The sequence below is a fragment of the Enterobacter cloacae complex sp. IR5459 genome (assembly GCF_049238005.1).
Lineage (GTDB): Bacteria > Pseudomonadota > Gammaproteobacteria > Enterobacterales > Enterobacteriaceae > Enterobacter > Enterobacter hormaechei_C.
In genome coordinates this window covers 352,878-365,115 of sequence record NZ_JBMKIG010000004.1, presented here as the reverse complement: position 1 = coordinate 365,115, position 12,238 = coordinate 352,878, and the positions used below count along the sequence as shown (strand labels likewise).

The following is a 12,238-nucleotide window of genomic DNA, read 5'->3' as shown; positions in this document are numbered from 1 at the left end:
CCACCATGTTGCAACTTTGTGCAACCGTGTTAAATGTGACCTGGTCTGCAAGCTGGAAAATGAATGGATTGTTAACGATTAGTTAGCTGTGAAAAAGAACGTGCGGCCGTTTCTGAGCCCAGTTTTTATGCGGTGCTTAACACTTTTTAAAGGTGCAACCCGTAAAAGCGTGAGCGAGTGCAACCTATAGGAAAGACGTATAAAACCAGTGATGAAATTCATGTAAATGCAGTGTTAAATCGTTTGTCAGTGGGATGCGTATACGGCAGGATAGCGCGCCCAACGGAAACACATACACACATCACTACGTTCCGGTGATGACATAACAAGGCAACCCGGACGGTTGTCGCTCGACATTTTGGAGAATTTGAATGGCTATTAGCACACCGATGCTGGTGACATTTCTCGTTTATATTTTTGGCATGATCCTGATAGGGTTTTTGGCATGGCGTTCCACTAAAAACTTTGACGACTACATCCTCGGCGGGCGCAGCTTAGGCCCGATGGTCACCGCACTCTCTGCGGGCGCTTCCGACATGAGCGGCTGGCTGCTGATGGGGCTGCCGGGCGCGATTTTCATCTCCGGTATCTCCGAAAGCTGGATCGCCATCGGCCTGACCGTTGGCGCATGGATCAACTGGAAGCTGGTAGCAGGCCGTCTGCGTGTGCATACCGAAGCCAACAACAACGCCCTGACGCTGCCGGACTACTTCACCGGACGCTTTGAAGATAACAGCCGTATCCTGCGCATTATCTCTGCGGTGGTGATCCTGCTGTTCTTCACCATCTACTGTGCTTCCGGCATCGTGGCGGGCGCGCGTCTGTTCGAAAGTACTTTCGGCATGAGCTATGAAACCGCCCTGTGGGCCGGTGCGGCCGCGACCATCCTCTATACCTTCGTGGGCGGATTCCTGGCGGTAAGCTGGACCGACACCGTGCAGGCGAGCCTGATGATCTTCGCCCTGATCCTGACTCCGGTGATTGTCATTTTCACCGTCGGCGGCTTTGGCGAATCGCTGGAAGTGATCAAGCAGAAGAGCATCGAAAACGTCGATATGCTGAAAGGGCTGAACTTTGTCGCCATCGTCTCCCTGATGGGCTGGGGCCTGGGCTACTTCGGCCAGCCGCACATTCTGGCGCGTTTCATGGCGGCGGATTCTCACCATACCATCGTTCACGCGCGTCGCATCAGCATGACGTGGATGATCCTGTGTCTGGCGGGCGCGTGCGCGGTTGGCTTCTTCGGCATTGCGTACTTTAACAACAACCCGGCGCAGGCGGGCGCGGTGAACCAGAACGCCGAGCGCGTGTTCATCGAACTGGCGCAGATTCTGTTTAACCCTTGGATTGCCGGTATTCTGCTCTCCGCGATCCTGGCTGCGGTGATGTCCACCCTGAGCTGTCAGCTGCTGGTGTGCTCCAGCGCCATCACCGAAGACCTCTACAAAGCGTTCCTGCGTAAGGGCGCGAGCCAGAAAGAGCTGGTGTGGGTAGGGCGTTTTATGGTGCTGCTGGTTGCGCTGGTGGCGATTGCGCTGGCAGCAAACCCGGAAAACCGCGTGCTGGGGCTGGTGAGCTACGCGTGGGCGGGCTTCGGTGCCGCGTTTGGGCCGGTAGTCCTGTTCTCCGTCATGTGGTCACGCATGACCCGCAACGGTGCGCTGGCGGGGATGATTATTGGTGCGGTGACCGTTATCGTCTGGAAACAGTTCGCCTGGCTGGGCCTGTACGAAATCATTCCTGGCTTCATCTTCGGCAGCATCGGTATCGTGGTCTTCAGCCTGCTGGGTAAAGCACCGTCTGCCTCCATGCAGAAACGCTTTGCGGAAGCCGACGCGCACTACCACACTGCGCCGCCGACTAAGCTTCAGGCTGAGTAATCTCCCCTCACCCTAACCCTCTCCCCGGTGGGGAGAGGGGATAGTCCTTTCACCTATGTGAGTCTTCATCAATGAGAATTAAAACAGGGTTAATGGTGGCAGCATTCGTGATGCTGGCGGGCTGTAACGCACCCGCGCAGCACGTGCCGGTGGAAACCTGCAAAGCGGATAACCAGATGCAGCAGACCACGCTCTATTTTGGCTTGAATCGCCCGGCAGGGGCGCAGATTACCGGCAGCGAGTGGCAGCAGTTTGTTGACCAGGACGTGACGCCGCGTTTTCGCGATGGCTTAACGGTGTTTGATGCCCGTGGTCAGTGGCTGGGTAACGACGGCAAGGTGGCGCGCGAGCCGAGCAAGGCGCTGATGCTGATCCACGGGAAAGATGCGCAGAGTGAGAAGAATATTGAAGCGTTGCGCGGGATCTATAAGTCACGCTTCGCGCAGGAGTCGGTGATGCGGGTTGACCAGCCGGTGTGCGTGCAGTTTTAATGAAAAACGGCGGGAAATCCCGCCATTGTAGTATCGTAGGCCCGTGCAAGCGAAGCGCCGCCGGGCATTAACCGCACAAAACTTACAACACCAACCCCGCAAAGCTCGCCGAAAGCAGGCTCACCAGCGTCGCGCCGTACACCAGACGCAAACCAAACCGCGACACCACGTTGCCCTGCTGCTCGTTCAGACCTTTTATTGCCCCCGCCACAATGCCAATGGAAGCAAAGTTAGCGAACGACACCAGGAACACGGACAAAATACCCAGCCCGCGAGGTGACATTTGATGGGCAATTTTTTGCAGCTCGATCATCGCCACAAATTCATTCGCCACCAGTTTAGTTGCCATAATGCTCCCCGCGTTTAAGGCATCGCTCAACGGAATACCAATAAGCCACGCCAGCGGATAAAACACATAACCCAGAATCTGCTGGAAGCTCATGCCAAATATGCTGGAGAAGAGGGCGTTAACGGCGCTAATAAGGGCGATAAAACCAATCAGCATCGCCAGAATAATCATTGCCACCTTAAAACCGGCCAGAATATACTCGCCCAGCATTTCAAAGAAGCTCTGGGATTCGTGCAGTTTTTCCAGCTTGATATCCGGCTCCGCTTCCGGGCGGGTCGGGTTAATGACCGAAAGAATAATAAAGGTGCTGAACATGTTCAGGATCAGCGCCGCGACGACAAATTTGGCGTCGAGCATGGTCATATAGGCCCCGACAATCGACAGCGACACCGTCGACATAGCCGTGGCAGCCATCGTAAACAGACGACGTGAGGAGAGATCCCCGAGTACGCCCTTGTAGGCAATAAAGTTTTCCGACTGACCGAGGATCAGCGAGCTCACCGCGTTGAAGGATTCCAGCTTGCCCATGCCGTTCAGTTTTGACAGCAGCGTCCCGATCACCCGAATAAAGATCGGTAGAATGCGCCAGTGCTGAAGAATACCGATCAACGCTGAGATAAAAATAATGGGGCAGAGCACGCCAAGGAAAATAAACGCCAGCCCTTTTTCACCCATCCCGCCAAAGACAAAATTCGTCCCTTCGGCAGCGAATTTAAGCAGCGACTCAAAGAAACCGGAGACGTATTTAATAATAAACAGACCGCTTTCTGCATGCAGGAAAAAGAACGCCAGCGCAATTTCAATCACGATCAGCTGTAAAACGAAACGAATACGAACTTTTCGGCGGTCGAAACTCACCAGCCAGGCAAGCGCAAGAATAATCACCAGCGCCAGCAGGAAATGGACAATTTTAAACATGGTTTATTTTCAGTTGGTTTTCGAGGTGGACATTTAGCCACAGCCCCGGTTAACCGTAAATGGGCATTTTCGTTATACCTTATAAACGCAACGGTTACTCAGGCAATTATTACTCCGCAATGCGTTTACATCTGGTCATCAAAACGCAACACATTTCGCTTGTTTTTCTTGTTGCCGTAATGATAATCACTATCACAAGAATTTACCTTTCTTTGCATCAGTTGACCGCGATAAACATTTAAGGTGTCGGCATGTTTGTTCCTTTTCTCATTATGTTACGTGAAGGCCTTGAAGCGGCCCTGATTGTTAGCCTTATCGCCAGTTATCTGAAGCGTACCCAGCGCGGACGCTGGATTGGCGTGATGTGGGTTGGCGTTTTCCTTGCCGCGGCGCTCTGCCTGGGGCTGGGTATTCTTATCAACGAAACCACCGGTGAATTTCCGCAGAAAGAGCAGGAGCTGTTTGAAGGCATTGTTGCCGTAATAGCGGTGGTGATCCTCACCTGGATGGTGTTCTGGATGCGCAAAGTTTCCCGTAACGTGAAGGTACAGCTTGAGCAGGCGGTGGATAACGCTCTGCAAAAAGGCAACCACCACGGCTGGGCGCTGATCATGATGGTCTTTTTCGCCGTGGCGCGTGAAGGCCTGGAGTCCGTGTTCTTCCTGCTCGCGGCTTTTCAGCAGGACGTGGGCATCTGGCCGCCGCTGGGCGCGATGCTCGGGCTGGCCACGGCGGTTGTGCTTGGCTTCCTGCTCTACTGGGGCGGCATTCGTCTTAACCTGGGCGCGTTCTTCAAGTGGACCAGCCTGTTTATTCTGCTGGTGGCCGCGGGACTGGCGGCAGGGGCGATCCGCGCCTTCCACGAAGCGGGCCTGTGGAACCACTTCCAGGACGTGGCGTTCGATCTCAGCAACGTCCTGTCGACCCATTCACTGACCGGTACCCTGCTCGAAGGGATCTTCGGCTACCAGGAAACGCCGAGCGTCAGCGAAGTGGCGATGTACTTTATCTATCTGGTTCCGGCGCTGATCCTGTTCGCTATGCCGCCACGTACCGGCTCGCAGACGTCGCGCGTTGCGCCGTAAGTGCTGTTTTAGTTACAACATACTTTTAAAGGGAAGAGTCATGGCCATTCAGTTCCGTCGTAGTGCGTTATGCGCAGGCATCGCCGCGCTGTTCGTGTCTGCCTTCGCCGCTCAGGCAGCAGATATTCCGCAGGTCAAAGTCACCGTCAACGATAAACAGTGTGAGCCGATGACCATCACGGTTAACAGCGGTAAAACCCAGTTTATTATTCAGAACCACAGCCAGAAGGCGCTGGAGTGGGAAATCCTGAAAGGCGTGATGGTGGTGGAAGAGCGCGAGAATATCGCGCCGGGCTTCAGCCAGAAGATGACCGCAAATCTTCAGCCCGGGGAATATGACATGACCTGCGGCCTGCTGACTAACCCGAAAGGTAAGCTGATCGTCAAAGGCGCAGCGACGGCGGACGCGGCCAAAGGCACGGCGCTGCTGAGTCTCGGCGACGCTATTACCGCCTATAAAGCCTACGTCACCAAAGAGACGGCGGACCTGGTGGCAGGCACCAAAGCCTTTACCGACGCGGTGAAAGCGGGCGATATCGAAAAAGCGAAATCCCTGTATGCGCCTACACGTCAGCACTACGAGCGCATCGAGCCGATTGCCGAGCTGTTCTCTGACCTCGATGGTAGCATTGACGCCCGTGAAGACGACTACGAGCAGAAGGCCGCCGATCCGAAATTCACCGGCTTCCACCGTCTGGAAAAAGCCCTGTTTGGCGATAACTCCACCAGGGGGATGGAGAAATACGCCGAGCAGCTCAACAGCGACGTGCTGGAGCTGCAAAAACGCATCAGCGAGCTGGCATTCCCACCGTCGAAAGTGGTGGGTGGCGCAGCGGGTCTGATTGAAGAAGTAGCCGCCAGCAAAATCAGCGGTGAAGAAGATCGTTACAGCCACACCGACCTGTGGGACTTCCAGGCAAACGTTGACGGCGCACAGAAAATTGTCGATCTGCTGCGGCCACAGCTGCAAAAAGAGAACGGCGAGCTGCTGGCGAAAGTCGATGCCAATTTTAAGAAAGTTGACGCTATCCTGGCGAAATACCGCACCAAAGACGGGTTCGAAACCTACGACAAGCTGACCGATGCTGACCGTAACGCGCTGAAAGGCCCGATTACGACGCTGGCGGAAGATCTCTCCCTGCTGCGTGGCGTACTGGGTCTGGATTAAGCGATGAACGAGCATGACGAGTACGACGTGGCGGAACCTTCCCGACGTCGGTTGTTAAAAGGGATAGGGGCGCTGGGCGGCGCGTTTGCCCTGGCGGGCGGCTGTCCGGTGGCGCATGCGGCAATACCGCAAAGCGCCCCCGGCACGCTCTCCCCGGACGCGCGTATGGAAACGCAGCCGTTTTATGGTGAGCACCAGGCGGGGATCCTGACGCCGCAGCAGGCCTCGATGATGCTGGTGGCTTTCGATTCGTTGGCGAGTGATAAGGCCGACCTTGAGCGTCTGTTCAGGCTATTAACCACGCGCATTGCTTTCCTCACCGCCGGCGGTCCGGCACCGGAAACACCGAATCCGCGCCTGCCGCCGATGGATTCCGGGATCCTCGGGGCGTTTATCGCTCCCGATAATCTGACCATCACCGTGTCGGTGGGGGAATCACTATTTGATGATCGCTACGGTCTGGCGAAGCAGAAGCCGAAAGCGCTGCAAAAAATGACGCGATTCCCGAATGATTCTCTCGACGCGGCGCTGTGCCACGGCGATCTGCTGTTGCAGATCTGCGCTAATACCCAGGATACGGTGATCCACGCCCTGCGCGATATTATCAAGCACACCCCGGATCTGCTGAGCGTGCGCTGGAAGCGGGAAGGTTTTATCTCTGACCACGCCGCGCGCAGTAAAGGGAAAGAGACGCCGGTCAACCTGCTGGGCTTCAAAGACGGTACCGCCAACCCGGACAGCAGCAATACCGCGTTGATGAACAAGGTGGTCTGGGTTACGGCGGATCAGGGCGAACCGGCCTGGGCGGTGGGCGGCAGCTATCAGGCGGTGCGTATCATTCAGTTTCACGTGGAGTTCTGGGACCGCACGCCGCTGAAAGAGCAGCAGACTATCTTCGGCCGCGATAAGCAAACCGGCGCACCGCTCGGCATGAAGCTCGAGCACGATGAACCCGACTACGCCCGCGATCCGAACGGGGATGTCATCGCGCTGGACAGCCATATTCGCCTCGCCAATCCTCGCACCAAAGAGACGCAATCCAGCCTGATGATGCGCAGGGGTTACAGCTACTCGCTGGGGGTGACCAACTCCGGGCAGCTTGATATGGGACTGCTGTTTGTCTGCTATCAGCACGATCTGGAGAAGGGATTCCTAACCGTGCAGAAGCGGCTCAACGGCGAAGCGCTGGAAGAGTACATTAAGCCCATCGGCGGCGGCTATTTCTTTGCCCTGCCCGGCACGCGTGACGCGAACGCCTGGCTCGCTCAGGGTCTCATAGAAGCCTGATAATCGTCCCTGCGACAGTTCGCGGGGACATTATTTTTTTCCCAGACTATCTTATTGTTATATTTCTGTAATATTTCTATATAAGACTGATTTTCCATGTAGGGGCAGTCCGAAAAGTTGCATTCAGGTAAAATAAATGTTGCATTTATGATAATTCCTGATGTACTTAAGAGAAGACAGCGGTAGTTCCCGGCAGTGATGTTAACTCACTATGGAGATCGCGAATGGTTGCGTCCTGTACTGGACAAGGTAAACATATCAACCGCAGTACCCGGCGCGGAGGCTCAGACTCCGGCAGCGATTTCTTCACCACCAAATTCTCTCCTTCACCTCAACAACCTTTTTCTACCGACGTGCATAACGGTGCGCGTAGCCGTTGTATATCGTCATCCGGTAATGCAAGCAATGGCTTACAAGGAAGCCAACCCTCTGATGTTCGTGCGCATAATCGTGCCGATGCTGGCGCGTGTGATGAATACCAACAACTCAAGGTGCTATCCATGGGAAGACAGAAAGCAGTGATCAAAGCTCGTCGCGAAGCAAAACGTGTGCTGAGACGGGATTCACGTAGTCATAAACAGCGTGAAGAAGAATCGGTCACCTCGCTTGTGCAGATGAGCGGCGTAGAATCGATTGGCATGGCGCGGGACAGCCGCGATGCATCGCCAATTGTGGCGCGAAATGAAGCTCAGGCGCACTACCTGAATGCTATCGAGAGTAAACAGCTCATCTTTGCAACCGGGGAAGCCGGATGCGGGAAAACCTGGATCAGCGCCGCCAAAGCGGCGGAGGCGCTGATTCATAAGGACGTGGAAAGGATCATCGTTACCCGTCCGGTACTGCAAGCGGATGAAGATCTGGGCTTCCTGCCCGGCGATATTTCCGAGAAGTTTGCCCCGTACTTCAGGCCCGTCTATGACGTGCTGGTGAAGCGGTTGGGCGCTTCCTTTATGCAGTACTGCCTGCGACCAGAGATTGGCAAGGTGGAAATCGCGCCGTTCGCCTATATGCGCGGACGTACATTTGAAAATGCGGTCGTTATTCTTGACGAGGCTCAGAACGTGACCGCTGCGCAAATGAAGATGTTTTTAACGCGCCTCGGGGAGAACGTGACGGTGATCGTCAACGGCGATATTACCCAGTGTGACCTGCCGTCGGGCGTGAAGTCCGGCCTGAGCGATGCCATGTCACGTTTTGAGGAAGATGAGATGATAGGGGTGGTCCGCTTCACAAAAGAGGACTGCGTCCGCTCGGCGCTCTGCCAGCGCACGCTACAAGCGTATTATTGAATATGCTGTTGTGTTCAAGGCCCGGGAAACCGGGCTTTGTTTTTTGTGCATTTTATCCCCTCTTCCCTGGGGAGAGGGTTAGGGTGAGGGGCTCAGGCCGCACCGAACTGCATATAGCACCGGGGGGATTGACTCGCTGCGCTCGCCCTGCGGGCAGCCTGTTCGCTACGCTCTCAGTCTGTCCAACTGGCTGCGCCAGTTGTCGAACCCCGGTCGGGGGCTCTCATTCCCCCCAAAGGCGTACAACATGCGAAAAAAAAGCCCGTATTTTCATGCGAGCTCTTCTTCAAATATGGCGGTGAGGGGGGGATTGACTCGCTGCGCTCGCCCTGCGGGCAGCCTGTTCGCTACGCTCTCAGTCTGTCCAACTGGCTGTGCCAGTTGTCGAACCCCGGTCGGGGGTTCTCATTCCCCACAAAGGCGTACAACATGCAAAAAAAAAGCCCGCATTTTCATGCGAGCTCTTCTTCAAATATGGCGGTGAGGGGGGGATTCGAACCCCCGATACGTTGCCGTATACACACTTTCCAGGCGTGCTCCTTCAGCCACTCGGACACCTCACCATATTGTTTTGCTGCCTGACCGCTTGGGGGGCAACGGGGCGCTACTATAGGGAGTTGCGCTAAAACGGTCAAGCAGATTTTCAGCATTCGTGCTTGTTCGGTTAAGCCTTAATCAGCTTATGTCGCAGCGCGCAGGGTTAACGCTGCGAATCGAGCACTTCGCTATTTTTCACCACGTCCTGCGCTTTGCTGTAGCTTTCGATCAGCAGCTGGTAGGCCGGGAAGATGTGTGTGTACACCTCAGCCCATTCACCCGCATCTTCACGGTTCCACGTGCGCTGAATTTCGGAAGCAACGGCTGCCGTGTCCATCGGCACCACGCCTGCCTGCACCACGCGCGCCAGGGTGATCTCCTGCGCCATTTTGCTGTAGGTGCCAGAGGCATCAATCACCGCAAATACTTTATATCCGTCCGCCACCGCACTGATGGACGGGAAGGCCATGCAGACGCTTGTGATCGTCCCCGCGATAATCAGCGTTTTGCGCCCGGTGGCTTTCACCGCCGCCACGAACTCCGGGTTATCCCAGGCGTTGATCTCACCCTTGCGTGCGACATATTGTGCGTGCGGCGCGTTGGCGTGGATCTCCGGGATAAGCGGGCCGTTTGGTCCCTGTGGAACCGACGCCGTGGTGATCACCGGGATCTTCGCCAGCGAGGCGATTTTTGCCAGCGCTGCTGCACGGGCGCGCAGCTCAGGCATTGGCATGTCTCCTACGGTCTGGAACAGCCCGCTCTGGTGATCGATAAGCAGCATAACGGCATCGTTTACGTCAATAACGGGACGTGCACCGTTGAAGTTTGCAGGGGTAGACATAATGCGCTCCTTATTACGTTTAGATTTGGCCAAAGCGGCCGGAGTTGAAATCGCGAATAGCCTCGGCAATTTCGGTTTTACTGTTCATCACAAACGGGCCATAGCCCACGATGGGTTCATTCAGCGGCTCCCCGGCCATCAGCAGCACTTTGGCATCGCTGCTGGCTTCGAGATGCAGTTTGTCACCGCTCTGGCTCAGCACGACCAGTTGCGCCTCACCGGCAGGCGTGGTGCCGTTCATCGTCACGCTGCCTTCAACGACAACCAGCGCCGTGCTCCAGCCTTCGGGCTGATTAAGCGTCAGATGGCTACCCTGATGCAGCGCGAGATCCCACACGTTCAGCGGTGAGAAGGTATGCGCCGGGCCGGTTACCTCTCCAAAACGGCCAGCAATCACGCGCAATGTTCCGCTGTTATCCGGCAGGGTGACCACCGGGATATCCGACTGAGTGATGCTCTGGTAGCCAGGCGTCGCCATTTTGTCCCTGGCGGGCAGGTTGACCCACAGCTGCATCATTTTCAGTTCACCGCCTTTCTGCGAAAACGCGCTGGAGTGGAACTCCTCGTGCAAAATGCCTGCGCCCGCCGTCATCCACTGCACGTCACCTGGACCAATAACGCCGCCTCTGCCGGTTGAATCACGGTGCTCCACTTCGCCTGAGTAGACGATGGTCACCGTTTCAAAACCGCGATGAGGATGCTCGCCCACGCCGCGTTTCGCGCCATCCGCCGGGAAGGTATGCGGTCCGGCGTAGTCCAGCAGCAGGAACGGGCTCAGGGGCTCGCCATGCGTCTGGTAAGAAAACATCGAACGAACCGGAAAACCGTCACCGACCCAGTGCGGACGAGGTGCGGTATACACGCCTGTTACGTTTTTCATGATTAACTCCTGATGTCCTGTTGATGGAATTAGCTTATATTCAGGGTTAATATCCCGGTAGATAGCAAAAATGACATTCACTGTTCCTTAAATGGAACAATGGAGGCGTATGCAGGACCTCAATGATTTCGTATGGTTTGTGAAGGTGGTGGAGCATGGCGGCTTTGCAGCGGCGGGTCGGGCGCTCGATCAGCCTAAGTCGAAACTGAGCCGTCGGATTGCGCAGCTGGAGGAACGCCTGGGTGTTCGGTTGATACAACGTACCACGCGGCAGTTTGCGGTGACGGAGGTGGGGCAGACATTCTATCAGCACTGTAAAGCTATGCTGGTGGAGGCTGAAGCTGCGGAGGAGGCGGTGGCTGCTTTACAGGCTGAGCCGCGTGGTATGGTCCGGATCACCTGTCCTGTCACCTTGCTGCACGTTCACGTGGGGCCCATGCTGGCGCGGTTTATGGCGCGCTATCCGGGGATCAACCTTCAGCTCGAAGCCACCAACCGCCGGGTCGATCTGGTGGCGGAGGGGGTGGATGTGGCGATCCGCGTTCGTCCGCGCCCGTTTGATGACAGCGATCTGGTATTAAGGGTGCTGGCGGACAGGGGACACTGTCTGGTTGCCGGGCCGGCACTGATTGAACGGATGGGCAACCCGGCGATGCCCTCTGAACTCAGCGAGTGGCCGGGGTTAAGTATGGGGGCGGGCAAGCACCTGCATAAGTGGGAATTGAACGGGCCGGAGGGCGCAAAGGCAGAAATTCACTTCACGCCGCGCCTGGTGACTACCGACATGTTGGCGCTGCGGGAGGCGGCGATGGCGGGCGTGGGCGTGGTACAGCTGCCCATTTTGATGGTGAAGGATCAGCTGGCTTCAGGTGAACTTGTTCGGGTGCTGAATGCCGGGGAACCCAGACGGGAAGTGATCCATGCGGTGTATCCTTCCCGGCGCGGCCTGCTGCCATCGGTCAGGACGCTGGTGGATTTTCTCACCGAAGAGTATGCAAAGATGGTTGAAGACTAGCTTTTTGTAGGTCGGGTAAGCGTAGCGCCACCCGACACAATTACCGCAGGGGCTGCAAAGTTCGAATCCCCCACAGGCGTGCAACATGTGAAAAAAAAGCCCGCATTTTCATGCGAGCTCTTTTTCAAAGATGGCGGTGAGGGGGGGATTGACTCGCTTCGCTCGCCCTTCGGGCAGCCTGTTCGCTACGCTCTCAGTCTGTCCAACTGGCTGTCGCCAGTTGCCGAACCCCGGTCGGGGGTTCTCATCCCCCCTTACGAGAATATAAAAGAAAAAAGCCCGTACTTTCGTACGAGCTCTCATCATGAATATGGCGGTGAGGGGGGGATTCGAACCCCCGATACGTTGCCGTATACACACTTTCCAGGCGTGCTCCTTCAGCCACTCGGACACCTCACCATATTGTCATCCCGTTGTTGTCGGGACGGGCGCTAATGTAAGGAAAAGCCGTACTGCCGTCAACCCACTTTTTCAGTAATTTAGCGTGTTTAGACAAAC

10 protein-coding genes, 2 tRNA genes and 1 other RNA gene are annotated in these 12,238 nt (G+C 56.0%); 7 read left to right on the top strand and 6 right to left on the bottom strand.

Annotated features, from left to right (window positions below; translation table 11 throughout):
- Positions 1-371: 371 nt before the first annotated feature.
- Positions 372-1,880, top strand: a complete 1,509-nt coding sequence (gene putP / locus ACOTX4_RS11260; RefSeq protein WP_003858085.1) for a sodium/proline symporter PutP — start codon at positions 372-374, stop codon at positions 1,878-1,880.
- Positions 1,881-1,951: 71 nt separating this feature from the next.
- Positions 1,952-2,371, top strand: coding sequence for a DUF3574 domain-containing protein (locus tag ACOTX4_RS11255; protein ID WP_023315789.1), 420 nt, complete (start codon positions 1,952-1,954; stop codon positions 2,369-2,371).
- Between the two features lie 82 nt (positions 2,372-2,453).
- On the opposite strand, the gene ACOTX4_RS11250 is transcribed toward ACOTX4_RS11255, so the two are convergent.
- The gene (locus ACOTX4_RS11250; protein WP_023315790.1) at positions 2,454-3,638 is read right to left on the bottom strand and encodes a NupC/NupG family nucleoside CNT transporter; all 1,185 of its coding nucleotides are present in this window, start codon (positions 3,636-3,638) and stop codon (positions 2,454-2,456) included.
- Positions 3,639-3,889: 251 nt separating this feature from the next.
- Here ACOTX4_RS11250 and efeU point away from each other — a divergent pair, with 251 nt between their 5' ends.
- The 4 genes from efeU to phoH all read left to right on the top strand — a co-directional run bounded on the left by efeU (position 3,890) and on the right by phoH (position 8,467).
- On the top strand, positions 3,890-4,723 hold the full coding sequence (efeU, locus tag ACOTX4_RS11245; RefSeq protein ID WP_003858080.1) for an iron uptake transporter permease EfeU: 834 nt from the start codon (positions 3,890-3,892) through the stop codon (positions 4,721-4,723).
- 40 nt (positions 4,724-4,763) lie between these two features.
- The gene (efeO, locus tag ACOTX4_RS11240; RefSeq protein ID WP_032608984.1) at positions 4,764-5,891 is read left to right on the top strand and encodes an iron uptake system protein EfeO; all 1,128 of its coding nucleotides are present in this window, start codon (positions 4,764-4,766) and stop codon (positions 5,889-5,891) included.
- Positions 5,892-5,894: 3 nt separating this feature from the next.
- Positions 5,895-7,178, top strand: a complete 1,284-nt coding sequence (gene efeB / locus ACOTX4_RS11235; RefSeq protein WP_045331431.1) for an iron uptake transporter deferrochelatase/peroxidase subunit — start codon at positions 5,895-5,897, stop codon at positions 7,176-7,178.
- Between the two features lie 500 nt (positions 7,179-7,678).
- Positions 7,679-8,467, top strand: a complete 789-nt coding sequence (phoH, locus tag ACOTX4_RS11230; RefSeq protein WP_003858070.1) for a phosphate starvation-inducible protein PhoH — start codon at positions 7,679-7,681, stop codon at positions 8,465-8,467.
- A gap of 475 nt (positions 8,468-8,942) precedes the next feature.
- Here phoH and ACOTX4_RS11225 read toward each other — a convergent pair.
- From ACOTX4_RS11225 to ACOTX4_RS11215, 3 genes are all read right to left on the bottom strand, one after another.
- Positions 8,943-9,030, bottom strand: a tRNA-Ser gene (locus tag ACOTX4_RS11225).
- Positions 9,031-9,167: 137 nt separating this feature from the next.
- Entirely contained in the window at positions 9,168-9,845 is a 678-nt protein-coding gene (locus tag ACOTX4_RS11220; RefSeq protein WP_003858068.1) for an isochorismatase family protein, read from the bottom strand.
- A gap of 19 nt (positions 9,846-9,864) precedes the next feature.
- Positions 9,865-10,725, bottom strand: coding sequence for a pirin family protein (locus ACOTX4_RS11215; RefSeq protein ID WP_045330533.1), 861 nt, complete (start codon positions 10,723-10,725; stop codon positions 9,865-9,867).
- A 109-nt stretch (positions 10,726-10,834) separates the two neighbouring features.
- On the opposite strand from ACOTX4_RS11215, the gene ACOTX4_RS11210 reads away from it, so the two are divergent.
- Positions 10,835-11,740 (top strand): LysR family transcriptional regulator, encoded by a 906-nt coding sequence (locus ACOTX4_RS11210; protein ID WP_421635376.1) that lies wholly within the window; start codon positions 10,835-10,837, stop codon positions 11,738-11,740.
- A gap of 131 nt (positions 11,741-11,871) precedes the next feature.
- Here ACOTX4_RS11210 and ACOTX4_RS11205 read toward each other — a convergent pair.
- Both ACOTX4_RS11205 and ACOTX4_RS11200 read right to left on the bottom strand, forming a co-directional pair.
- Positions 11,872-12,009, bottom strand: a non-coding RNA gene (locus ACOTX4_RS11205) — RtT sRNA.
- A 42-nt stretch (positions 12,010-12,051) separates the two neighbouring features.
- Positions 12,052-12,139, bottom strand: a tRNA-Ser gene (locus tag ACOTX4_RS11200).
- Positions 12,140-12,238 lie beyond the last annotated feature (99 nt).

Bases quoted from the DNA above. Each gene is read 5' to 3' on its own strand.
- putP (WP_003858085.1), top strand. From the start codon at position 372: ATGGCTATTAGCACACCGATGCTGGTGACATTTCTCGTTTATATTTTT.
- ACOTX4_RS11255 (WP_023315789.1), top strand. From the start codon at position 1,952: ATGAGAATTAAAACAGGGTTAATGGTGGCAGCATTCGTGATGCTGGCG.
- ACOTX4_RS11250 (WP_023315790.1), bottom strand. From the start codon at position 3,638: ATGTTTAAAATTGTCCATTTCCTGCTGGCGCTGGTGATTATTCTTGCG.
- efeU (WP_003858080.1), top strand. From the start codon at position 3,890: ATGTTTGTTCCTTTTCTCATTATGTTACGTGAAGGCCTTGAAGCGGCC.
- efeO (WP_032608984.1), top strand. From the start codon at position 4,764: ATGGCCATTCAGTTCCGTCGTAGTGCGTTATGCGCAGGCATCGCCGCG.
- efeB (WP_045331431.1), top strand. From the start codon at position 5,895: ATGAACGAGCATGACGAGTACGACGTGGCGGAACCTTCCCGACGTCGG.
- phoH (WP_003858070.1), top strand. From the start codon at position 7,679: ATGGGAAGACAGAAAGCAGTGATCAAAGCTCGTCGCGAAGCAAAACGT.
- ACOTX4_RS11220 (WP_003858068.1), bottom strand. From the start codon at position 9,845: ATGTCTACCCCTGCAAACTTCAACGGTGCACGTCCCGTTATTGACGTA.
- ACOTX4_RS11215 (WP_045330533.1), bottom strand. From the start codon at position 10,725: ATGAAAAACGTAACAGGCGTGTATACCGCACCTCGTCCGCACTGGGTC.
- ACOTX4_RS11210 (WP_421635376.1), top strand. From the start codon at position 10,835: ATGCAGGACCTCAATGATTTCGTATGGTTTGTGAAGGTGGTGGAGCAT.